Source organism: Georgenia sp. SYP-B2076 (assembly GCF_003991205.1).
Lineage (GTDB): Bacteria > Actinomycetota > Actinomycetes > Actinomycetales > Actinomycetaceae > Georgenia.
The window spans coordinates 74,141-94,928 of record NZ_RXOZ01000033.1; the positions used below are offsets into that span (position 1 = coordinate 74,141).

Genomic DNA, 20,788 nt, shown 5'->3' on the forward strand with positions numbered 1-20,788 from the left:
CGGCACGGCCCTTGACCGCCAGGGGACCGGGGGCACCCCCATCTCGTGCTCGGACGCGCTCACGGACGCTGCAGGAACCTGAGGTAGAACGCCCCGAACACCAGCACGATGCCGACGTTTGCCATCAGCCGCGGCCAGAGATGGTTCCTGAAGAACAGGACGTCCACGCCGACCACGACGACGACCACCGCCAGCGCGTAAAGCACGATGGTTGCTGACCGGCCCATGATCCCTCCCTCGGGGAGACGGGGTGGAGCAATTGTCCGCAACTGCTGGTGACGGTGCGATGCCTGGAACTCCTTTCCAGCGTGCCACCCAGGGCAGCACGCGACGTCGCGCCATGACGTCCGACGTCGCGGGCCCTTTCCGCGTCCGGACAGCGCCCGGGCTCGTGCGCGGGAGGCCGGCGGGCGCGAGTGCGGCGGAGCCGGGATGATCGTGCCGGAAGCCCCCGGTCCCCGGTGACCGGGAGGAGCCCGCGGAGGAGACCGCCATGACCGAGACGCACCCGCCCGTGCCGTTCACCGCCACGGACTACGCGGCCCGCATGACCCGCGCGACTGACGAGGCGCGCCAGGCCGGGCTGGCCGGCGTCGTCGTCGCCCCGGGGCCCGACCTGGTGTGGCTGACCGGGTACCAGCCCCCGGCGAGCACCGAGCGGCTCACCCTGCTGGTCCTCGCCCCGGACCAGGAGCCGACGCTCATCGTGCCCACCCTCGAGCTGCCCGACGCCGAGGCCGCCACCGGCGCGCCGCGCCTGCGTCTGGTCGGCTGGGTCGACGGGACGGACCCGTACGAGGCCGCCGGCGCACTCCTCCGGGCGGACGGGACGTTCGGGGTCTCCGACTCCACCTGGGCCCTGCACCTGCTCGAGCTCCAGCGGGCCCTGCCGGGCACGCGGTACCGGTCCCTGTCCCGGAGCCTGCCCATGCTGCGTGCGGTCAAGGACCGGGCCGAGCTCGACCGCCTCGACCTGGCCGGCGCGGCCGCCGACGCGACGTACGCCGAGATCCTCCGCCGGCCCTTCGCCGGCCGGCGCGAGCGGGACGTCGCGGCGGACCTCGACGCCCTGCTCCGCGAGCACGGGCACGAGCAGGTCGACTTCACCATCGTGGGCGCCGGCCCGAACGGGGCGAACCCCCACCACGAGGCGGGGGACCGGGGCATCGAGCCGGGTGACGCCGTCGTGCTGGACTTCGGCGGCCTCATGCACGGTTACGGCTCCGACACCACGCGCACCGTCTCCGTCGGCGAGCCACGCCAGGAGGTCCGGGCCGTGCACGACGTCGTCCGGCGGGCGCAGCAGGCGGCCTTCGAGGCCGTGCGTCCTGGGGTGTCCTGCCAGGAGATCGACCGGGTCGCCAGGGCTGTGATCACGGAGGCCGGGTTCGGCGAGCAGTTCGTCCACCGCACCGGCCACGGCATCGGCGTGACCACGCACGAGCCGCCCTACCTCGTCGAGGGGGAGGAACAGCCGCTGCGGCCGGGCATGTGCTTCTCCATCGAGCCCGGCATCTACCTGGCCGGCCGCTTTGGGGTGCGGATCGAGGACATCGTGACCGTCACGGCGGGCGGCGGCCGGCGCCTGAACAACTCCGACCACGGCCTGGGCGTGGTGGGTTAGCCCGGACGTCGCCGCGCACCCGCGAGAATGGCGCCATGACGACGCGCGGCTTCACCAGTGACAACGCCTCCGGAGTGCACCCCGCGGTGCTCGCCGCCCTCACGGCCGCCAACGAGGGCCACGCGCCGTCCTACGGGGCCGACCCGCTCACCGCCGCGCTCGAGGAGAGGGTCCGCGACCTCTTCGGCGCCGACGCCCAGGTCTTCCCGGTCTTCAACGGCACGGGCGCGAACGTCGTCGCCGTCCAGGCCCTGCTGCAGCGGTGGGACGCCGCGGTCGCCACCGCCGACTCCCACATGGTCAACGACGAGTCCACCGCCCCGCAGCTCGTCGGCGGCGCCCGCATCGTCACCGTGCCCTCCGTCGCGGGCAGGGCCACCCCGGAGCTCCTCGCCCCCGCGTTCGACGCCTACGACGGCACCGTCCACCACGCCCGCCCCGCCGCGATCACCCTCGCCCAGAGCACCGAGCTCGGCACCACCTACACCGCCGCCGAGCTCGCGGCCCTCACCACCTTCGCCCGCTCGCGCGGCGCGCGCGTGCACATCGACGGCGCCCGCCTCGCCAACGCCGCGGCCCGGCTCGGCGCCACGTTGCGCGAGCTGACCACCGACGTCGGCGTGGACGTCCTCTCCTTCGGCGGCACCAAGAACGGCCTGCTCCTCGGCGACGCCATCGTCGTGCTCGACCCGGCGCTCGCCGAGCCCGTCGCCCGGCTGCGCAAGGCCTCGACCCAGCTCGCCTCGAAGATGCGGTTCGTCTCCGCGCAGCTCCTCGCGCTGCTCGAGGACGGCCTGTGGCGGCGCAACGCCGCGCACGCCAACGACGCGGCCGACCTGCTCGCCGCCCGCCTGCGCCCGCTCGGCGTCGAGCCGGTGTACCCGGTCCAGGCCAACGCCGTGTTCATCCCGGTCCCGCCCGCGGCGCTGCCCGCGGTCGTCGCGGACGCGCCCGTCCTGGCCTGGGACCGCGCCGCCGGGGTGGTCCGCGCCGTCGCCTCCTTCGACACGACCGAGGAGGACGTCGACGCGCTCGTCGCGGCCCTGGGCCGCCACTTCTGAGCCGCGCCGAGCCGTACCCCCCGCCGGGTGCCGCGACACCCCCGGACCGCCGCGACACCGCCGGACCGCCCGCGATATGCGGTCAGCGTCCGACCGGTTCCGATAGCGTCGGCGCAGGTCACCGTCCCGGGCGACCGTCCCGACCACCCACGGAGCTTCGCGGATGAGCGCACCAGCGGCGGACCTGGCCATCGAGACGACCGGGCTGCGCAAGACGTACCGCACCCGCCGCGGACGCCAGGTGGCCGTGCAGGGCCTGGACCTGCGGGTGCCCGCCGGCGGCGTCCACGGGTTCCTCGGGCCGAACGGCTCGGGCAAGACCACCTCGATCAGGATGCTCCTCGGCCTGATCCGCGCCGACTCCGGCACCATGCGGATCTTCGGCCACGAGGTGCCCCATGCCCTGCCCGAGGTCATCGGGCGGGTGGGTGCGATCGTCGAGTCGCCCAAGTTCTTCCCCACCTTCACCGGCGCGAAGAACCTTGCCCTGCTCGCCGAGGCGATCGACGCCCCCCGCACCCGGGTGGACGAGGTGCTCGAGGCCACGGGTCTGCGGGAGCGCGCACGCGACCGGTACCGCACCTACTCCCTCGGCATGAAGCAACGCCTCGCGATCGCCGCGACGCTCCTGAAGAGCCCGGACCTGCTCATCTTCGACGAGCCGACCAACGGCCTGGACCCGGCCGGGATCCGCGACATCCGCGAGACCATGCGCCGCCTCGGCGCCGAGGGGCGCACCGTCCTGGTCAGCAGCCACCTCCTGGCCGAGGTCGAGCACATCGCCGACACCGTCTCCATCATCGGCCGCGGCCGCCTGCTGGCCACCGGGCCCGTCGCCGAGGTCATCGGCAACCGGGCGACGTCGGCCGTCCGCGTCGGGGTGGCCGACCCCGCGGCGGCGTGGCAGGTCCTCGCCCGGGCGGGCCTGGCCGCGACGCCGGAGGGCCCGTACCTCCGCGTCCAGGGCGAGGCCGACCCCGCCCGCATCACCTACCTCCTGGCGCAGAGCGGGCTCTACGTCAACGAGCTCGTTGCGGTCCGCGCCGACCTGGAGTCGGCCTTCCTGGACCTGACCCAGGGGGAGGCGCTGGGTGAGGAGATCCGGCGGGGCCGCGGCCGACGGGCCGTCCGTGGCGGCCCACCCGCGGCGCCGCCCGGCGGGCCGGACCGGGCGGCGGGCCTCTCCTTCCCGGCGCCCACCGGTGCGTCCGCCGACGGAGGTGCGGCGTGACCCGCCTGACGAAGGTCGAGGTGCGGCGGCTCTTCTCGCGCCGCCTCGTCGTGCTGGCGATGGTCGCGGGCCTGCTCGTCTCCGCGCTCGCCCTGGTGGGCGTGTGGCAGCAGTCCCGGCCGATGTCCGCCGCGGAGCAGCGTCAGGCGGCGGCCTACTACGAGCAGGCCGTCGCCGACTGGGAGGAGAACGGCGAGACGTGGTTCGCGGACTGCCTCGACGCCCAGGCAGCCGAGCGGGAGGCCACCGGCACGGACGTGGACTACGGGTGCCAGAACGCGCCCCCTCAGGAGGCGGACTTCTACCGCGCGCCGCCGCCGCTGGAGCAGACGATGCCCTCCCTGCTCTCCATGCACGCCAACCTGCTGATCTTCCTCGCCCTCCTGGTCGGGGCCACGGCCACGGCCGCGGAGCTGAGCACGGGCGCCCTGGGCACCTGGCTGACCTTCGAGCCGCGCCGCCTGCGCGTCTACGGCAGCAAGGTGCTGGCATCCGGCGCGGGGGTGCTCCCGTTCGCGGTCCTCGCCATCGTTGTCGTCGTGGTGGGCGCGTGGGCCATCGCGGCCGCCGTCGGCCAGGCCGGCGGCATGACCGGCGCGGCGTGGTCGGACACCCGATGGACCGCGGGCCGGGTCGCGGCGATCACCGCGGTCAGCGCCATGGTCGGCGCCGCCCTCGGGATCCTGCTGCGCCACACCGCGGCCGTGCTCGGGGCGGTCGTGGGCTACGTCGTCGTGGTCGAGGGCATCCTCGGCGGACTGTTCCGCGGCACGCAGCCGTGGCTGCTCACCACGAACATCCGGAGCTGGACCGACAACGGGACCACCTACCCCGTGGAGGACTGCACCACCGACGGCACCGGGACCATGTGCAGCTACGTCGAGCACACCCTGAGCTTCGGGCACAGCGTCGCGTACCTCCTGGCGCTCGCGGCGGTGCTCATCGCGGTGGTGGCGCTCGTCTTCCGCCGCCGGGACGTCTCGTGACAGTCTGAGCCGCGTGGGCGCGCCCCCGCGGACTCCGTGGCCCGAGCTCGACCTGGCCGGCACGGCCCTTCGCGCCGGCCAGGTCGCGGCCGGTGACGGGGACGTCCCCGTCACCGGTCCGCGCCGCCTCTGGGACGGCCCGCTGGACGTGGAGGGCTTGGCCGTGGCCACCGTCCGCGAGGCCGCCCGGGCGGCCTCGGCGCTCGCCACCCGGCGCGGCCGGCCGGTGGCACCGAGCGTGGACAGCCGCGACGTCGCCGCCGCGTTCCACTCCTTCGCCCACCTGCGCGTCGCGGGCCGGGAGGTGACCGCCTGGGCCCCGCTGTCGGGCTTCTTCCGCGCATCGGACGGCTGGGTGCGCGCGCACGCCAACTACCCGCACCACCGCCGCGGCCTGCTCGAGGCGCTGGCGCTCCCGGTCACGGCGGACGACGACGCGGCGCGGCCCCTCGTGGCCGCCGCGGTCGCGGCGCTGCCCGCCCACGCCGTCGAGACGCTCGTGCGTGCCCGCGGCGGCGTGGCGGCCGCGCTCCGCACGCCGGAGGAGTGGCGCGCCCACGAGCACGGCCGCGTCGTCGCCGCCGGGCCGCTGGTCGAGGCGGCCGGGCGCACCGCCGCCTCCCGCCCGCTGCCCGGCACCGGCGACGGCCCGATGGCGGGCCTGCGCGTCCTCGACCTCACCCGCGTGATCGCGGGCCCGACCGCCACCCGTGTGCTGGGTGCCCTGGGCGCCGACGTGCTCCGGGTGGACCCACCGGGTAGCCCCGAGCTGCTGGACCAGCACCTCGACACCGGCTTCGCCAAGCGCTCCGCGGTGGCCGACCTGGCCGACCCCGCGACCCGGCGGGACGTCGAGGACCTCCTGCGCGGCGCCGACGTCGTCGTCACCGGGTACCGCCCGGGCGCGCTGGCCCGCTTCGGGCTCGACGGCGCGGCCCTCCTCGAGCGCCACCCCACCCTCGTCGTCGCGGAGCTCTCGGCCTGGGGCCCCGCCGGGGCGTGGGCCCACGAACGCGGCTTCGACTCGATCGTCCAGGTGGCCACCGGCATCGGGCACCGCTACGGCGGCGCGCGGCCGGGGAGCGCGGCGCCGGCGGGGGAGTGGGCGCCCGGGGCGCTGCCCGTCCAGGCGCTCGACCACGCGAGCGGGTACCTGCTCGCGGCCGCCGTGATGCGGCTCCTCGCCGGCCGCGACTCCGGTGGCGCGCACGCGCGGATCAGCCTCGCCCGGGTGGCCACCCAGCTCCTCGACATGCCGGCGGTGACCGACGGGCGCGCCGAGCCCCGGCCGCCCCGCCTCCGCACGCGGCGGTCGTCCTACGGCCCCCTCGAGTACGTGCCGCCCCCGCTCACGTGCGACGGGGTGCCGCTGGACTTCCCGAGCGCCCCGGCGCCCTACGGGCAGGCACCGCTGACGTGGCGGTGAGGCTGAGCCGCCTGGGCCGGCCTCACCAGCGCGCGTGCACCTGGGGCCGGATGCGGTCGTCGTAGAGCCGCTCGACGGCGGCCAGGAGCTCGTCGGAGAGCGGCGGCAGGTCCGCGGCCGCCGCGTTGGCCCGGGCCTGCTCCGCGTTCCGCGCCCCCGGGATGACCGTCGTCGCGCCCATCTGGACCACCCACCGGAGCGCCACCTGGGCCGGGGTCGCGCCCTCGGGGCCGTACGCGGCGACCAGGTCGGTGAAGGCGGCCGCGGCGTCGACCCCGGCGGCGAAGTCCACGCCCGAGAACGTCTCGCCCACGTCGAAGCTCTCGCCGGCACGGTTGAAGGTGCGGTGGTCGGTCGCGGCGAAGACCGTCTCGCCGGAGTATCGGCCGGCGAGCAGCCCGGAGGCGAGCGGGACCCGGGCGATGACGCCGACGCCCTTCTCCGCGGCGGTCGGCAGCACCTCCTCGAGCGGCTTGCGGCGGAACGCGTTGAGGATGATCTGCACGCTGGCCAGGTTCGGGTGCGTCATCGCGTCCAGCGCCTGTGCGCACGTCTCCACGCTCACGCCGTACGCGGCGATCCGCTCCTCGTCCACGAGCGTCTCCAGGGCCTCGAACACCTGCCCGCTGGCGTGCACCGACGACGGCGGGCAGTGGAGCTGGACCAGGTCGAGGCAGTCCGTGCCGAGGTTGAGCCGTGACCGGTCCGTCCACGCCCGGAAGGCGTCGAGGTGGTACGCCTCCGGGACCTGCGGCACGCGCCGTCCCATCTTGGTGGCCACGGTCAGCCGGATGCCGGGGTTGTTCCGCAGGAACCTGCCGATGAGCTGCTCGCTGCGCCCGTCGCCGTAGACGTCGGCCGTGTCGAAGAAGGTGACGCCGGCGTCCACGGCCGCCGCGAGGACACCGGTGGCCGCGGCCTCGTCCACCTCGCCCCAGTCGGCGCCCAGCTGCCACGTGCCCAGGCCCACCACCGAGACCTTCCGGCTGGTGCGACCCAAGGTGCGTTCTTCCATGGTGCCCGTCTCTCTGCTCGGTGACGTCCTGTCGGGCACATCCTGCCGTGCCCGCCCCCCGGGCGCCGACGGGCGTCCGGTCCCGGCCCGTCGCGGCGCCGGCTCCCGGGACGCCCGCGACGAGGGACCGAGATGTGACGGAGGCGACTCCCCCCCGGGCCTCCCAGGACCGTCCGGAGGGCCCTCAGGCGCGCAGACACGCGGAAAATCGGCGCGTAGATGCGACATTCGCGCCGACGTGTGCGTAGTGTCGGCGCAGCGGCACCGCGATCTAGGTGCCCAAACCGAACGATGAGAGGGTTTTCATGTCCGTCAACCGCACCGAGCTCGTCGCCGCAGTCGCCGAGCGCTCCTCGCTCACCAAGACGCAGGCAGACGCTGCTCTCTCGGCGCTCCAGGATGTCCTGGTGGACTCCCTCGGCAAGGGCGAGGCCGTCAAGGTCACCGGCCTGCTGAGCGTTGAGCGCGTCGAGCGCGCGGCCCGCACCGGCCGCAACCCCCGCACCGGCGAGGAGATCCAGATCCCCGCCGGCTTCGGCGTCAAGATCTCCGCCGGCTCGGCCCTGAAGAAGGCCGTCGCGGCCAAGTGACGTCGCGCTGAGGCGCGAACGACGGGCAGGGCCTCGCGGCTCTGCCCGTCTTTGCATGTCGGCCGCGCGTCGCGGCGCGCGGGCCGCCCGCCAGGTCGGCCCGGTGTCACTACGCTGCCCCTGACAGGCACCACCGCCGCGACCGAGGAGGGTCATGTGGAGGTCGTCATCGAGTCCGGGGCGCAGGCGATCGCCGTGCTGGTCGCCGACGCCGTCGAGCGGCTGCTGGCCGCCAAGCCGGAGGCCGTGCTGGGCCTGGCGACCGGCTCGAGCCCGCTGGCGATCTACGACGAGGTGACCCGCCGGTACGCGGACGGACGCGTGTCCTTCGCCCGCGCGCGGGCCTTCATGCTGGACGAGTACGTCGGGCTCCCCGGCGACCACCCGGAGCGCTACCGCAACGTCATCGAGCGGGACGTCGCCTCCCGCGTCGACTTCGCGCCCGGGGCCGTGCAGGGCCCCGACGGCAACGCCGAGGACATCCCCGCGGCGTGCGAGGCCTACGAGGCCGCCATCGCCCGCGCGGGAGGGGTGGACCTGCAGCTGCTCGGGATCGGCACCGACGGGCACATCGGCTTCAACGAGCCCGGTTCCTCCCTCGCCTCGCGCACCCGCATCAAGACCCTGACCGCGCAGACCCGGGCGGACAACGCCCGGTTCTTCGACGGCGACATCGACGCCGTCCCGCGGCACTGCCTCACGCAGGGCCTGGCGACGATCATGTCCGCCCGCCACCTCGTCCTCGTGGCCACCGGCACGGGAAAGGCCGAGGCCGTTCACCAGCTGGTCGAGGGCGCCGTGAGCGCCATGTGGCCCGCCACGGTCATGCAGCACCACCCCCACGTCACGGTGCTCGTGGACGAGGCCGCCGCCTCGCGCCTGACGCTGCGCGCCTACTACCGCGAGATCTACGCGAACAAGCCCCCCTGGCAGCGCATCTGAGCGGTCCGCGGCGCGCGGCGGCGCCGCGGACCGGTGTGCGGCCGGGCCCGCCCGCGGCGCCGCGGGCCACGGGCGGTGTGCGCGACGCCCCACGACGGCGCGGGCGGCGCGTGGGCGGCGGTGCTTAGACTGGCCGCATGAGCTCCACGACCCCCGACCAGCCGACCGGCCCGCAGCCGGCACCCTCGCCGTCCACGGCCGGGGGCACGAGCGTGCTCGAGCGCGAGGAGCTGCGCGAGCAGACCTCGCCGGGTGACGACGAGCGCTACGCGCACTACGTCCGCAAGGACAAGATCACCGCCTCGGCGATCACGGGCCAGCCCGTGATCGCGCTGTGCGGGAAGGTGTGGACGCCGGGGCGCGACCCGAAGAAGTACCCGGTGTGCCCTACGTGCAAGGCCATCTACGAGGGGATGAATCCCGGCGGCGACGAGGGCGGCACGGGCCGCGGCGGCTGGCCGTTCGGGCGCGGCAAGGGCAAGGGCGGCGCCTCGGGAAGCGGGGAGTGACCGCCCCGCTCCAGCGCAGGTCCTCGCCGATCCATCCCGCCGGGCCCGTCGCCGTCTCCACGACGGCCGCCGAGCAGCTCTCGCCCGCCTATCCGGCGCGCGCGGCCTGGGGGACGGCGTCGCGCCTGCGCGCCTGGCAGGCGGAGGCGCTGCAGCAGTACCTCGAGACCCAGCCGCGGGACTTCCTCGCGGTCGCCACGCCCGGCGCCGGCAAGACGACGTTCGCGCTGCGCATCGCCACCGAGCTCCTCGCCCGCGGGGTGGTCCGCCGCATCACCGTGGTGTGCCCCACCGAGCACCTCAAGTCGCAGTGGGCCGACGCCGCCGCGCGGGTCGGCGTCCGGCTGGACCCGAGCTTCAAGAACGCCCAGGGCCGCCACGGCGCCGGCTTCGACGGCGTCGCCGTGACGTACGCGCAGGTCGCCGCGAACGCCGCGCTGCACCACAACCGCACGACGGCGGAGCCCACGCTCGTCATCCTCGACGAGGTCCACCACGGCGGGGACGCGCTCAGCTGGGGCGACGCCGTCCGTGAGGCGTTCGAGCCGGCCCGGCGGCGCCTGTCGCTGACCGGGACGCCGTTCCGTTCCGACACCGCGGCCATCCCGTTCGTGGAGTACGAACGTGACGGCGCCGGCATCCGGCGCTCGCGCGCCGACTACTCCTACAACTACGGCGACGCCCTGCGCGACGGCGTCGTGCGCCCGGTGATCTTCCTGAGCTACTCCGGGCAGATGCGCTGGCGCACCAAGGCCGGCGACGAGGTCGCCGCGACGCTCGGCGACCCGCTGACCAAGGACATGACCGCCCAGGCCTGGCGCACCGCGCTCGACCCGAAGGGCGAGTGGATCCCGGCCGTGCTGGCCGCGGCGGACCAGCGCCTGACCGAGGTGCGCCGGGCCGTGCCCGACGCCGGCGGGCTGGTCATCGCCACCGACCAGACCGTGGCGCGGGCCTACGCCAAGATCCTCGGCGAGATCACGGGGGAGAAGGCCGTGACCGTCCTCTCCGACGACGACGGCGCGTCCGGGCGCATCGAGGAGTTCGCCGCGGGGGAGCAGCGGTGGATGGTCGCGGTGCGCATGGTCTCCGAGGGCGTCGACGTGCCCCGGCTCGCGGTCGGCGTCTACGCCACCGCGACCGCGACGCCGCTGTTCTTCGCCCAGGCCGTGGGCCGCTTCGTCCGTGCCCGGCGCCGCGGGGAGACCGCCTCGGTCTTCCTGCCCTCGGTGCCTCACCTGCTCGGCCTGGCCGGCGAGCTCGAGGTGGAGCGCAACCACGCCCTCGACCGGGTGCTCACCTCCGAGGAGAAGGGCGACTTCTTCAACCCGGAGGACGCCCTCGTCGCGCAGGCCAACCGCGCCGAGAAGGCCAGCGACGACCTCATGCTGCCCGGGTTCGAGGCCCTCGAGGCGCAGGCCACCTTCGACAAGGTCCTCTTCGACGGTGGCGAGTTCGGCACCGGTGCGGCGGTGGGCTCCGTCGAGGAGCAGGAGTACCTGGGCATCCCCGGCCTGCTCGAGCCCGAGCAGGTGACCACGCTGCTGCGTGCCCGCCAGGCGGAGCAGGTCAAGGCCCAGAAGCGCAGCTCCGAGGCCACGGCCGTGCGGGAGCAGAACGCCGGCGTCGAGGACCACCGCCGCCGCGCCGCCGCCCGGAAGGAGCTCTCCTCCCTCGTCTCCGCCTGGTCGCGGCGCTCGGGCAAGCCCCACGGCGTCGTCCACACGGAGTTGCGCAGCAGGTGCGGCGGCCCCGAGGTGGCCCTCGCGCGCACCGAGGAGATCGAGGCGCGCATCGCCCAGCTGCGGAAGTGGTTCGTGGGCCGCAGCTGACCTGCCGCGGCGCTCTCCGGATGCGGGAAGGGGCAAGCGGTGCCAGGCTCAGCACGCGCGATTCTCGGGACGGCACGAACAGAGCCGTCCGGCGCTCGAACAGGAGGATCACATGTCTCTCTGGCTCACCCTTATCGTCGTCGGCGTCATCCTCCTCATCCTGGGAGTGGCGACGAACATCGGCTCATTCCTGGTGTGGTTGGGAGTCATCGTCCTCGTGGTCTCCCTCATCATGACGTTCGTCTCGCGCGGCCGGACACGCGTCTAGGCCGAGCCTGGGCGGGGCTGCACCGCCCCGCCGGACGTCATCACGCATCGAGCGCCGCAGGCCAGCCTGCGGCGCTCGACGCGTGTGTGGGCCCGCGCCTGCTGGCGGCGCTCAGATGACGAAGGTCGCGTCGTCCGTCATGTCGATGTCCATGTGCCGCGTGGGGATGCCCGGCTCGCCCTCGCTCAGCCGCCACGCGGCGTAGGGCAGCTCCGCGCGCGAGGCGAAGTGGCGCCGGGTCGCCGCGGCGAGCGCACCCGGGCCGCGGTGCTCCTCGACGATCTCGCCGTCGCGGACCAGCGGGACCTGCAGCGGCCGGGCCCCCGCCCGCTCCAGCTCGGCCAAGCCGGCCTGTGCGCTGCCGGCCGCGACGACGAGCTCCTCGGCGGCGCGCCCCTCCGCGTCGAGCACGCGGCCCGCGACCTTCAGGCCACCCAGCGACGCCTTCGACGCCGACGCCTTCGCGACCTCCTCCATCCGCCCGGTCGGGTCCTCGCGGGAGACCAGCTTGTAGACCAGCTCGGCGGTGGGGTGGCCCGAGCCGGTGACCAGGCGGGTGCCCACCCCGTAGGAGTCGACCGGGGCGGCGTTCAGCGCGGCGATGGCGTACTCGTCCAGGTCCGAGGTGACGGTGATCCTGGTGCTCGTCGCCCCGAGGGCGTCGAGCTGCTCGCGGACCGTGAACGCCTGCGCCACGAGGTCGCCGGAGTCGAGGCGCACGGCGCCGAGCTCGCCGCCGGCCGCGCGGGCGGCGGCCACGGCCCGCGCGACCCCGCGGGTGACGTCGTACGTGTCCACCAGCAACGTCGTGGCCGGCCCGAGGGTGGCCACCTGCGCCTCGAACGCGGACTCCTCGTCGTCGTGCAGGAGCGTGAAGGAGTGCGCGGCGGTGCCGATGGTGCGGATGCCGTAGGAGCGTCCCGCCTCCAGGACCGACGTGCCGGCGAAGCCACCGACGACGGCGGCGCGTGCGGCGGCGACGGCCGCCTCCTCCTGCGTGCGCCGCGCCCCCATCTCCAGGCACGGGCGCCCGTGGGCGGCCATGGTCATGCGGGACGCGGCGGCGGCGACCGCGCTGTCGTGGTTGAGGATCGAGAGGATCACCGTCTCCAGGAGGACGGCGTCCGCGAACGTGCCCTCGACGGTGAGGATCGGGGAGCCGGGGAAGAAGCACTCGCCCTCCCCGTAGCCGGTGATGGAGCCGCGGAACCGGTACTCGCGCAGGAAGTCGAGGGTGTCGCCGTGCACGACGCCGGCGGAGGCGAGGAAGTCGATCTCCTCCGGCCCGAAGCGGAACGCCTCGAGGGCGTCGAGCACCCGGGCGGTGCCGGCGACCACGCCGTAGCGCCGGCCCAGGGGCAGGCGCCTGCCGAAGACCTCGAAGACGCTGCGGCGCTGCGCCGTGCCCGAGCGCATCGCGCTCTCGACCATCGTCAGCTCGTACATGTCCGTCAGCAGCGCCGTGCTACCCGTTCTTCCCATGGCCCAACCGTAACGGGACGGTCACACCATCGACCGATATCGCCCCTACAGTGGTGCGCGTGAGTCCCGCACCTTCCACGACCCTGCCGCGCCCGCGCGTCGGCAGCGCGCCCGCCGAGCGGGAGGCGACCCGCGACGCCGAGCAGGCGGTACCCGATCATGCGTGGCGCACGATCGTGTGGGACGACCCGGTCAACCTCATGACCTACGTGACCTACGTGTTCCAGAGCTACTTCGGCTACGACGAGGCCGTGGCCACCCGGCTGATGATGCAGGTCCACACCGAGGGACGGGCGGTGGTCTCCTCCGGGCCCCGCGAGCAGATGGAGGTCGATGTGCAGGCCATGCACTCCTACGGCCTCTGGGCCACCCTCGAGCAGGAGGGCCGGTAGATGCACGCCTTCGTCCCGGTCCCGGGGGGCCACGCCTCGCGCCTGGAGGCCGCCGAGCGCGCCGTCATCGCCCGGCTCGTCGCCGACACCGCGGAGCTCCTCGGCGCGGACCTCACGGCGACGGCCGGCCAGCCGGGGGCCACGGAGATGCCGGGCCGCCCGAGCCACGCCCGCCGCCTGACCGGGGACGACGCCGTGCTCGCCGCCCTGGACTTCGACCCGTCCGAGGACGACGCCCCCGACGCCCCGGCCGATCCCGCGCTCGCCCGGCTGCTGCCCCCGATGAGCCACGACGACCCGCGCCTGTCCGCGGAGCTGCGGGCCCTGACCGAGCACTCGCTGCGCGGCGGCAAGGTCTCGCGCCTGACGCTCGTCTGGCGCGAGCTCCAGCACCCCGCCGGTCCCAAGGACGCCGTCGTCGTGCGCGCCGGGGACGAGGGGGCCTGGCTCGCGGCGCTCACGGACGTGCGGCTCGTCCTGGCCTCCCGGCTCGGCATCGAGGGCGAGGCCGACGCCGAGGCCGTCTACGCCCGCGCCGAGCGGCCGGACCGGCTGCGCTCCGGGGACGCCGACGCCGACCTCGAGGAGGAGGTCACGGACGCCCTCGCGACGATGTACGCGGCGCTGACATGGTGGCAGGAGTCACTCCTGGAGGCGATGCGGCGGCGTCGGCGCTCGCACTAGGCTCCGAAGTCGTGAACGATTCACCGATCGGCATATTCGACTCCGGCGTGGGCGGCCTCACCGTGGCCCGTGCCGTGATCGACCAGCTCCCCGGCGAGTCCGTCCTCTACATCGGCGACACGCTCAACTCGCCCTATGGACCCAAGCCGATCGCCCAGGTCCGGGCCCTGGCGCTCGACGTCATGGACCGGCTCGTGACCTCCGGCGTCAAGATCCTCGTCATTGCCTGCAACTCCGCCTCGGCCGCGGTGCTCCGCGACGCCCGCGAGCGGTACACGATCGACGCGGGGGTGCCCGTGGTCGAGGTCATCCAGCCGGCCGTGCGCCGCGCCGTCGCCGCCACCCGCACGGGCAAGGTCGGCGTCATCGGCACCCGCGCGACGATCGAGTCCGGCGCCTACCGGGACGCCTTCGCCGCCGCGCCGCAGCTCCAGCTCACCATGGCGGCCGCGCCCCGGTTCGTCGAGCTCGTCGAGCGCGGCGTGACGTCGGGCCCGGAGGTGCTGCGGGTCGCCGAGGAGTACCTCGAGCCCGTGCGCTCGGCGGGCGTGGACACCCTCGTGCTCGGCTGCACGCACTACCCGCTGCTGACCGGCGTCATCTCCTACGTCATGGGCGACGAGGTCACGCTCGTGTCCTCCGCCGAGGAGACGGCCAAGGACGTCTACCGCACGCTCGTGGCCCACGACCTCTCCCGCGCACCGGCCGCCGGCCCACCCGAGCACCGCTTCCTCGCCACGGGCGAGACCGAGTCCTTCGGGCGCCTGGCCCGGCGCTTCATGGGCCCGGAGGTCGCGGACGTGTACCCGGCCGACGAGCTGGTGGCCACGCGGTGAGGCTCACCGTGGTGGGCTGCTCGGGATCCATGTCCGGGCCCGCGTCGGTCGCCTCGTGCTATCTCGTCCAGGCGGAGGGGCCGGGCGTCGACGGCCGCCCGCGCACCTGGTCCGTCGTCCTCGACCTGGGCCCCGGCGCCATGGGCGCGCTGATGAACCACGTGGACCCGGCCGCCCTCGACCTGCTGGCGCTGTCCCACCTGCACGCCGACCACATGGTCGACCTCATCGGGATGCAGGTGTACCGGCGCTGGCGGCCGGGCGCCGCGCTCGGCCCGCTGCCCGTCCTCGCCCCCGCCGGGGCGCTCGCGCGCGTGCGCGGCGTGGGCGGGGACGACGAGGACGAGGACTACGCCGGCGAGTTCGCCTTCGCGGAGCACGACCCGGCCGCCGCCGTCGCCGTGGGACCGCTGCGGATCGACGTCTTCCCGATGCGTCACCCGGTGCCGGCGTACGGCATCCGGGTCACCGGCCCGAGCGAGCACGGCGACCGTGAGGTTTCCCTCGCCTACACCGGCGACACCGACTCCTGCGACGGCGTCGTCGACCTGGCCCGCGACGTCGACCTGCTGCTCAGCGAGGCCGCCTTCCAGGAGGGCCGGGACACCGTGCGCGGCATCCACCTCACCGGCCGCCGCGCCGGTGAAGTGGCCGCCGCGGGCCGCGCGCGGCGGCTCGTGCTCACGCATTTGCAGCCGTGGACCGACCCCGAGGTCGTGCGTGCCGAGGCCCTGGGCGCCTTCGCCGGCCCCGTCGACGTGGCGGCCCCGGGCGCCACCTGGGCGCTGTAGCCGCGCGGCTTCCCGTCCGTTCAGCACGTGGTCGCGCGGGGCTCGCCCCGGCCCGCGTGGGTAACCTTCAGGTCATGAGCGAGGCAGCACGGCCCACGGCCGCGACCACGGGCCAGAACAGCCGCGGCGCGGCCCGCCACGAGATCCCGGACGCCATGCGCCACGACGTGCGGTACCTGGGCGGGCTGCTGGGGGAGGTGCTCACCGAGTACGGCCGCCCCGGCCTGTTCGAGGACGTCGAGCAGCTGCGGGAGCTGGCGATCGCCGCCGTCGAGGACGGCGGCGGCGACCACCTCGCCCGCGCCGCCGCGCTGGTGGAGTCCTTCTCCAGCGAGCGGGCCGAGGAGGTGGCGCGCGCCTTCACGTGCTACTTCCACCTGACGAACCTGGCTGAGGAGCAGCACCGCGTGCGCACGCTGCGCGCCCGTGAGGGGGAGGTGCCCCTGGCCGAGCAGCGCCCGTCGGACTCCATCGCGGCCGCCCTCGCCCACCTCGCCGGCGAGGTGGGCCAGGATGAGGCCGAGCGCAGGCTCGCCGGGCTCCGGTTCCACCCGGTGCTGACGGCGCACCCGACCGAGGCGCGGCGGAACGCGATCGCCAACAGCATCCGGCGTATCAGCGAGCTCCTCGACGACCGCGACGACCCGCGGATGGGACCGGGCGCGCTGGAGGAGAACCGCCGCCGCATGCTGGCCGAGATCGACAACCTGTGGCGCACCGCGCAGCTGCGCCCCGCGAACCCGTCCCCGCTGGACGAGGTGCGCACCTCCCTAGCGGTGTTCGACTCCTCGCTCTTCAACGTCTTCCCCGCCGTCTACCGCCGCCTCGACGACTGGATCCAGGGCGAGGACCGCGGGCTGCGGGCGCCGAAGGCTCCCGCGTTCGTGCGCCTGGGCTCCTGGATCGGTGGGGACCGGGACGGCAACCCGAACGTCACCGCCCCGATCACCCGCCAGGCCGCCGCGCAGTCCTCCGAGCGCGTGCTGACCGCCCTGGAGCGGGTGGCCCGCCAGGTGGGCCTGGGCCTGACCCTGGACGACCGCTTCACCCCGCCGAGCCCCGAGCTGTCCGCCCTGTGGCTGCGTCAGCGTCAGTACTCGCCCGAGGCGGCGGAGCAGGCGGCCGAGCACTCGCCCGGCGAGACGCACCGCCGCGTGCTGCTCGTCATCGCCGCGCGAATCGCGGCGACCCGGCGCCGCGACGCCGACCTCGCCTACGGCGGCGCCGACGAGCTCCGGGCCGACCTCGCCGTCATCCAGGACTCGCTGGTGGCCGCCGGCGCCGGGCGCGCCGCGTACGGGCCGCTGCAGGACTTCATCTGGCAGGTGGAGACGTTCGGTTTCCACCTCTCGGAGATGGAGGTGCGCCAGCACTCCAAGGTCCACGCGCAGACCCTCGCGTGGCTCGACGACCCGGGCTCCGTCACGTCGCCGGCCGTGCCGCCGGAGGAGGTGCTCGAGACGTTCCGCTCCATCGCCTCCGTCCAGCGCCGCCACGGCGTGGACGCCTGCCGGCGCTACATCATCTCGTTCACCAAGTCGGCGCAGAACATCGCCGACGTCTACGCCCTCGCCGAGCGGGCCCTCGGCTCCGCCGAGGCGGCGCCCGTCCTCGACGTCATCCCGCTGTTCGAGACCTTCGACGACCTGAGGGCCGCCCCGGAGATCCTCGACGGGATGCTGCGGCTGCCCGCCGTCCAGCGCCGCCTCGCGCAGTCCGACCGCCGCATGGAGGTCATGCTCGGCTACTCCGACTCCGCCAAGGACGTCGGCCCGGTCTCCGCGACGCTGGCGCTGTACGAGGCGCAGCAGCGCATCGCGGAGTGGGCCCGGGAGAACGCCATCGTCCTCACGCAGTTCCACGGCCGCGGCGGCGCGCTCGGCCGCGGGGGCGGCCCGGCGAACCGGGCCATCCTCGCCCAGCCGCCGCACTCGGTGGAGCTGCGGTTCAAGGTGACCGAGCAGGGCGAGGTCATCAACGCCCGCTACGGCAACCCGGACATCGCCGTGCGCCACATCGAGCAGGTCGCCGCCGCCACCCTCATGGCGTCCGCGCCGTCGGTCCAGTCCCGTAACGCCGGGGCGGCCGAGCGCTACGCCGAGCTCGCCGCCCGCCTGGACGCCGTCTCGCGGGAACGCTTCTTCGAGCTCATCCACGCGGAGGGCTTCGCGCCCTGGTTCGCCGAGGTCACCCCGCAGGAGGAGATCGGCCTGCTCGCCATCGGCTCGCGGCCCTCCCGGCGGGGGCTGAGCGTGGAGTCGCTCGACGACCTGCGCGCGATTCCCTGGAACTTCGCCTGGACCCAGGCCCGGATCAACCTCACCGGGTGGTTCGGGCTCGGCTCGGCGCTCGACGCCGTCGGCGACCTCGACGTGCTGCGCCGGGCGTACGCGGAGTGGCCGCTGCTGGCCACGATGATCGACAACGTCGAGATGTCGCTGGCCAAGACCGACCCGCGGATCGCGCGGCGCTATCTCGAGCTCGGCGACCGGGACGACCTCGCCCAGATGGTCATGGCCGAGCTGGACCTGACGACCACGTGGGTCCTGGCGATCACCGGCCACGCGCACCTCCTCGAGGGGCACCGTGTCCTCGGGCGCGCGGTCCAGCTCCGCAACCCCTACGTCGACGCGCTCTCCCTGCTCCAGCTGCGCGCCCTGCGGGTGCTGCGCGACTCCTCCCGCGAGCTGAGCGAGCAGGAGGTCGCCGACCAGCATCGCCTGCTCCTCCTGACGCTCAAGGGCGTGGCCGCGGGCCTGCAGAACACCGGCTGACCCCTCGCGGCGAGCGGTCATCTCCTCGCCGACCCCTCCCGGCGAGCGGTCATCTCCTCGCCGACCCGACGGCGCCCCTTTCCCGGGGGCCCCGTTCGGGCGTCCGCGGCGCCGTCGGCTCAGCGGCGCGGGCGCGCGGGCGCCGAGGCGGCGGCCGCCCCGGCTCCGGCCCCAGCCGGGTCGTGGCCACGCCGTGCCTCGTGCTCATTCGTCGGCGTTCCCGGTCACGGGCGCGCCGGTGGTTCTGGTGCCGGTGGCCCCGGCGCTGCGGGCCGTGAGGTTCTCGGCGAGCGAGGCGCTGAACCGGTCCAGGGTCTCGATCGCGACGGCGACCGCGCGGCGGTCCTGGTCGGGCAGCCGCCGCAGCTCGGCGGCGACGACCTCGCTCCGACGGCGGTTCTCCCGCCGCCGGTGCTCCTCACCCGCCGGGGTCAGGCGGACGAGCACGGCGCGCGCGTCGGTCGGGTCGGGGGAGCGCCGGACCAGCCCGGCGCGCTCGAGCCGGATGATCTGTTCCGTGGCGCTGGGCACCCTGATGCCCAGGCGGCGGGCGATCACGTTCACCCGCAGCGGCCCGGCTGCGACCATGTTGAGCGTGCTGAGCTGGGCGGACGTCACGCCGCTCTCGACGTCGAGGGTGCGCATGACGAACACCGCGTCCCGGACGACGGTGCGGAACTGGTCGGCGAGGGCGAACAGCTCCTCGTCGTAGGGGGCTTCCGGCATATCGAGAAACCCTAATAGGCAGGGCGCCTAACTGGGGCTCGCCGGCGGCCGGGACCGGCGTGCCGGCGGCCGGGACCGGCGTGCCGGCGGGCGCCGCAGGCCGGGCGACCTCGGTGTCACCCGGTCCGGGTAGCCTCGACGGCATGAGCTCATCGACCCCTTCAACCACCGACCTCACGCTGCGCGCCGACGGCCGCCGCCCCGACGAGCTCCGCGAGGTGCGCATCACCCGCGGCTGGCTCGACGAGGCCGAGGGCAGCGTGCTGGTGGAGTTCGGCCGCACCCGCGTGCTGTGTGCCGCCTCCTTCACCGATGGCGTGCCCCGCTGGCGGCAGGGCTCCGGGCAGGGCTGGGTCACCGCCGAGTACGCGATGCTGCCGCGGGCCACCTCCACCCGCAGCCAGCGCGAGTCCATCAAGGGCCGCGTCGGCGGCCGCACGCACGAGATCTCCCGGCTCATCGGCCGCTCGCTGCGCGCCATCATCGACGTCTCCGCGCTGGGGGAGAACACCATCGTCCTGGACTGCGACGTCCTCCAGGCCGACGGCGGCACCCGCACCGCCGCCATCACCGGCGCCTACGTGGCCCTCGCCGACGCCGTCGCCTGGGGCACGGCCAAGGGCCACATCCGGTCCTCGAGCGCCAAGCCGGTGCTCACGGACTCCGTCTCGGCGATCTCGGTGGGGATCATCGACGGTCGGCCCGTGCTCGACCTGCCCTACGTCGAGGACGTGCGGGCGGAGACGGACATGAACGTCGTAGTCACCGGCTCGGGCGAGTTCGTCGAGGTGCAGGGCACCGCCGAGGGCGCGCCGTTCAACCGCAAGGAGCTCGACGCGCTGCTGGACCTGGCGGTCGCCGGGAACGCCGAGCTGCGCGAGCTCCAGGCCCAGGCCCTCGCCGAACCCCTCGGGCGTCGCCCGTGAGGCCCGCGCCCGAGGGGGCCCGGCTGCTGCTCGCCACCCACAACGCCCACAAGGTCGGCGAGCTCCGCGCCATCCTCGCCCCGCTGCTGCCCGGGCTGGACGCCGGCGCCGTCCTGGGGGCGAAGGACGTCGGCGCGCCGGAGCCCGTCGAGGACGGCGTGACCTTCGCCGAGAACGCCCTGATCAAGGCCCGGGCGCTGGTGGCCGCCACCGGGCTGCCCGCCGTCGCGGACGACTCCGGGCTGTGCGTCGACGTCCTCGGCGGGGCGCCGGGGGTGTTCTCCGCGCGGTGGTGCGGCCGCCACGGGGACGACCGCGCCAACCTGGAGCTGCTGCTCGCCCAGGTGGCGGACGTGCCGGCGCGGCACCGCGGGGCGCACTTCGCGTGCGCGGCCGCGCTCGTCACGCCGTCGGGGCTCGAGGTCGTGGAGGAGGGCACCATGCCCGGGACGCTGCTGACCGCGCCGCGCGGGGACGGCGGCTTCGGCTACGACCCGATCCTGCGGCCGGTCGGTGAGACCCGGTCGGCCGCCGAGCTGAGCCCGGCCGAGAAGAACGCGATCAGCCACCGCGGCAAGGCCTTCGCCGCGCTTGCGCCGCACGTCGTCGCCGCGCTCACCGCGTGAGGACCGGTCCCGGCGCGGCATCCGGGACGGGGGCGCGCGCCTGAGAGGACGATGGTCCCTGCGTCCC

21 protein-coding genes are annotated in these 20,788 nt (G+C 74.9%); 17 read left to right on the plus strand and 4 right to left on the minus strand.

Annotated elements, in window-relative coordinates; all coding sequences use genetic code 11:
- Positions 1–59: 59 nt before the first annotated feature.
- The gene (locus tag EJK16_RS19670) at positions 60–227 is read right to left on the minus strand and encodes a hypothetical protein (RefSeq protein WP_164737360.1); all 168 of its coding nucleotides are present in this window, start codon (positions 225–227) and stop codon (positions 60–62) included.
- A gap of 266 nt (positions 228–493) precedes the next feature.
- Here EJK16_RS19670 and EJK16_RS14430 point away from each other — a divergent pair, with 266 nt between their 5' ends.
- From EJK16_RS14430 to EJK16_RS14450, 5 genes are all read left to right on the plus strand, one after another.
- Positions 494–1,624 (plus strand): aminopeptidase P family protein, encoded by a 1,131-nt coding sequence (locus tag EJK16_RS14430; protein ID WP_127130516.1) that lies wholly within the window; start codon positions 494–496, stop codon positions 1,622–1,624.
- A 35-nt stretch (positions 1,625–1,659) separates the two neighbouring features.
- Positions 1,660–2,685: a low specificity L-threonine aldolase gene (locus EJK16_RS14435; RefSeq protein ID WP_127130518.1), complete on the plus strand. Its 1,026-nt coding sequence runs from the start codon at positions 1,660–1,662 to the stop codon at positions 2,683–2,685.
- Positions 2,686–2,848: 163 nt separating this feature from the next.
- A complete protein-coding gene (locus EJK16_RS14440; RefSeq protein ID WP_127130520.1) occupies positions 2,849–3,916 on the plus strand; it encodes an ABC transporter ATP-binding protein in 1,068 nt (355 codons plus the stop codon).
- Positions 3,913–4,902 carry an ABC transporter permease subunit gene (locus EJK16_RS14445; protein WP_127130522.1) on the plus strand — a complete coding sequence of 330 codons (990 nt, stop codon included), beginning with the start codon at positions 3,913–3,915 and terminating at the stop codon, positions 4,900–4,902. The genes EJK16_RS14440 and EJK16_RS14445 overlap by 4 nt, the downstream gene beginning before the upstream one ends.
- A 13-nt stretch (positions 4,903–4,915) precedes the next feature.
- Positions 4,916–6,328: a CoA transferase gene (locus EJK16_RS14450; protein ID WP_240646083.1), complete on the plus strand. Its 1,413-nt coding sequence runs from the start codon at positions 4,916–4,918 to the stop codon at positions 6,326–6,328.
- A 22-nt stretch (positions 6,329–6,350) separates the two neighbouring features.
- Here EJK16_RS14450 and EJK16_RS14455 read toward each other — a convergent pair whose 3' ends face one another.
- Positions 6,351–7,343 carry an aldo/keto reductase gene (locus tag EJK16_RS14455; protein WP_127130524.1) on the minus strand — a complete coding sequence of 331 codons (993 nt, stop codon included), beginning with the start codon at positions 7,341–7,343 and terminating at the stop codon, positions 6,351–6,353.
- 305 nt (positions 7,344–7,648) lie between these two features.
- Between EJK16_RS14455 and EJK16_RS14460 the strand changes: the two genes are divergently transcribed.
- The 5 genes from EJK16_RS14460 to EJK16_RS19675 all read left to right on the plus strand — a co-directional run bounded on the left by EJK16_RS14460 (position 7,649) and on the right by EJK16_RS19675 (position 11,484).
- Positions 7,649–7,933 (plus strand): HU family DNA-binding protein, encoded by a 285-nt coding sequence (locus EJK16_RS14460; protein WP_127130526.1) that lies wholly within the window; start codon positions 7,649–7,651, stop codon positions 7,931–7,933.
- Positions 7,934–8,089: 156 nt separating this feature from the next.
- On the plus strand, positions 8,090–8,875 hold the full coding sequence (gene nagB / locus EJK16_RS14465; protein WP_127130528.1) for a glucosamine-6-phosphate deaminase: 786 nt from the start codon (positions 8,090–8,092) through the stop codon (positions 8,873–8,875).
- A gap of 137 nt (positions 8,876–9,012) precedes the next feature.
- A complete protein-coding gene (locus EJK16_RS14470; protein WP_127130530.1) occupies positions 9,013–9,384 on the plus strand; it encodes a DUF3039 domain-containing protein in 372 nt (123 codons plus the stop codon).
- Positions 9,381–11,216: a DEAD/DEAH box helicase gene (locus EJK16_RS14475; RefSeq protein ID WP_240646084.1), complete on the plus strand. Its 1,836-nt coding sequence runs from the start codon at positions 9,381–9,383 to the stop codon at positions 11,214–11,216. Before EJK16_RS14470 ends, EJK16_RS14475 begins: the two co-directional genes overlap by 4 nt.
- Positions 11,217–11,328: 112 nt before the next feature.
- Entirely contained in the window at positions 11,329–11,484 is a 156-nt protein-coding gene (locus EJK16_RS19675; RefSeq protein WP_164737361.1) for a hypothetical protein, read from the plus strand.
- Positions 11,485–11,595: 111 nt separating this feature from the next.
- Here the strand turns inward: EJK16_RS19675 and EJK16_RS14480 are convergent, their stop codons facing one another.
- Positions 11,596–12,966: a nicotinate phosphoribosyltransferase gene (locus EJK16_RS14480; protein ID WP_127130532.1), complete on the minus strand. Its 1,371-nt coding sequence runs from the start codon at positions 12,964–12,966 to the stop codon at positions 11,596–11,598.
- 59 nt (positions 12,967–13,025) lie between these two features.
- Between EJK16_RS14480 and clpS the strand changes: the two genes are divergently transcribed.
- The 5 genes from clpS (at position 13,026) to EJK16_RS14505 (ending at position 18,443) form a co-directional block, all read left to right on the plus strand.
- On the plus strand, positions 13,026–13,358 hold the full coding sequence (clpS, locus tag EJK16_RS14485) for an ATP-dependent Clp protease adapter ClpS (RefSeq protein WP_240646085.1): 333 nt from the start codon (positions 13,026–13,028) through the stop codon (positions 13,356–13,358).
- Positions 13,359–14,042 carry a DUF2017 family protein gene (locus EJK16_RS14490; RefSeq protein ID WP_127130536.1) on the plus strand — a complete coding sequence of 228 codons (684 nt, stop codon included), beginning with the start codon at positions 13,359–13,361 and terminating at the stop codon, positions 14,040–14,042.
- 11 nt (positions 14,043–14,053) lie between these two features.
- Positions 14,054–14,878: a glutamate racemase gene (murI, locus tag EJK16_RS14495; protein WP_127130538.1), complete on the plus strand. Its 825-nt coding sequence runs from the start codon at positions 14,054–14,056 to the stop codon at positions 14,876–14,878.
- Positions 14,875–15,669, plus strand: coding sequence for an MBL fold metallo-hydrolase (locus EJK16_RS14500; RefSeq protein WP_127130540.1), 795 nt, complete (start codon positions 14,875–14,877; stop codon positions 15,667–15,669). The genes murI and EJK16_RS14500 overlap by 4 nt, the downstream gene beginning before the upstream one ends.
- 74 nt (positions 15,670–15,743) lie before the next feature.
- On the plus strand, positions 15,744–18,443 hold the full coding sequence (locus EJK16_RS14505; RefSeq protein WP_127130542.1) for a phosphoenolpyruvate carboxylase: 2,700 nt from the start codon (positions 15,744–15,746) through the stop codon (positions 18,441–18,443).
- Positions 18,444–18,647: 204 nt separating this feature from the next.
- Here EJK16_RS14505 and EJK16_RS14510 read toward each other — a convergent pair whose 3' ends face one another.
- Positions 18,648–19,169: a MarR family winged helix-turn-helix transcriptional regulator gene (locus EJK16_RS14510; RefSeq protein ID WP_127130544.1), complete on the minus strand. Its 522-nt coding sequence runs from the start codon at positions 19,167–19,169 to the stop codon at positions 18,648–18,650.
- A gap of 143 nt (positions 19,170–19,312) precedes the next feature.
- Between EJK16_RS14510 and rph the strand changes: the two genes are divergently transcribed.
- Complete coding sequence (gene rph / locus EJK16_RS14515; RefSeq protein WP_127130546.1) at positions 19,313–20,095, plus strand: ribonuclease PH; 783 nt, start codon at positions 19,313–19,315, stop codon at positions 20,093–20,095.
- Positions 20,092–20,721, plus strand: a complete 630-nt coding sequence (gene rdgB, locus EJK16_RS14520; RefSeq protein WP_127130548.1) for an RdgB/HAM1 family non-canonical purine NTP pyrophosphatase — start codon at positions 20,092–20,094, stop codon at positions 20,719–20,721. The genes rph and rdgB overlap by 4 nt, the downstream gene beginning before the upstream one ends.
- The last annotated feature ends 67 nt before the right edge of the window (positions 20,722–20,788 follow it).

Excerpts from the sequence above, each read along its gene's own strand:
- EJK16_RS19670 (WP_164737360.1), bottom strand. The coding sequence starts at position 227 with ATGGGCCGGTCAGCAACCATCGTGCTTTACGCGCTGGCGGTGGTCGTC.
- EJK16_RS14505 (WP_127130542.1), top strand. The coding sequence starts at position 15,744 with ATGAGCGAGGCAGCACGGCCCACGGCCGCGACCACGGGCCAGAACAGC.
- EJK16_RS14480 (WP_127130532.1), bottom strand. The coding sequence starts at position 12,966 with ATGGGAAGAACGGGTAGCACGGCGCTGCTGACGGACATGTACGAGCTG.
- EJK16_RS14470 (WP_127130530.1), top strand. The coding sequence starts at position 9,013 with ATGAGCTCCACGACCCCCGACCAGCCGACCGGCCCGCAGCCGGCACCC.
- rph (WP_127130546.1), top strand. The coding sequence starts at position 19,313 with ATGAGCTCATCGACCCCTTCAACCACCGACCTCACGCTGCGCGCCGAC.
- EJK16_RS14510 (WP_127130544.1), bottom strand. The coding sequence starts at position 19,169 with ATGCCGGAAGCCCCCTACGACGAGGAGCTGTTCGCCCTCGCCGACCAG.
- EJK16_RS14460 (WP_127130526.1), top strand. The coding sequence starts at position 7,649 with ATGTCCGTCAACCGCACCGAGCTCGTCGCCGCAGTCGCCGAGCGCTCC.
- EJK16_RS14435 (WP_127130518.1), top strand. The coding sequence starts at position 1,660 with ATGACGACGCGCGGCTTCACCAGTGACAACGCCTCCGGAGTGCACCCC.
- EJK16_RS14440 (WP_127130520.1), top strand. The coding sequence starts at position 2,849 with ATGAGCGCACCAGCGGCGGACCTGGCCATCGAGACGACCGGGCTGCGC.
- EJK16_RS14490 (WP_127130536.1), top strand. The coding sequence starts at position 13,359 with ATGCACGCCTTCGTCCCGGTCCCGGGGGGCCACGCCTCGCGCCTGGAG.
- EJK16_RS14430 (WP_127130516.1), top strand. The coding sequence starts at position 494 with ATGACCGAGACGCACCCGCCCGTGCCGTTCACCGCCACGGACTACGCG.
- EJK16_RS19675 (WP_164737361.1), top strand. The coding sequence starts at position 11,329 with ATGTCTCTCTGGCTCACCCTTATCGTCGTCGGCGTCATCCTCCTCATC.
- EJK16_RS14455 (WP_127130524.1), bottom strand. The coding sequence starts at position 7,343 with ATGGAAGAACGCACCTTGGGTCGCACCAGCCGGAAGGTCTCGGTGGTG.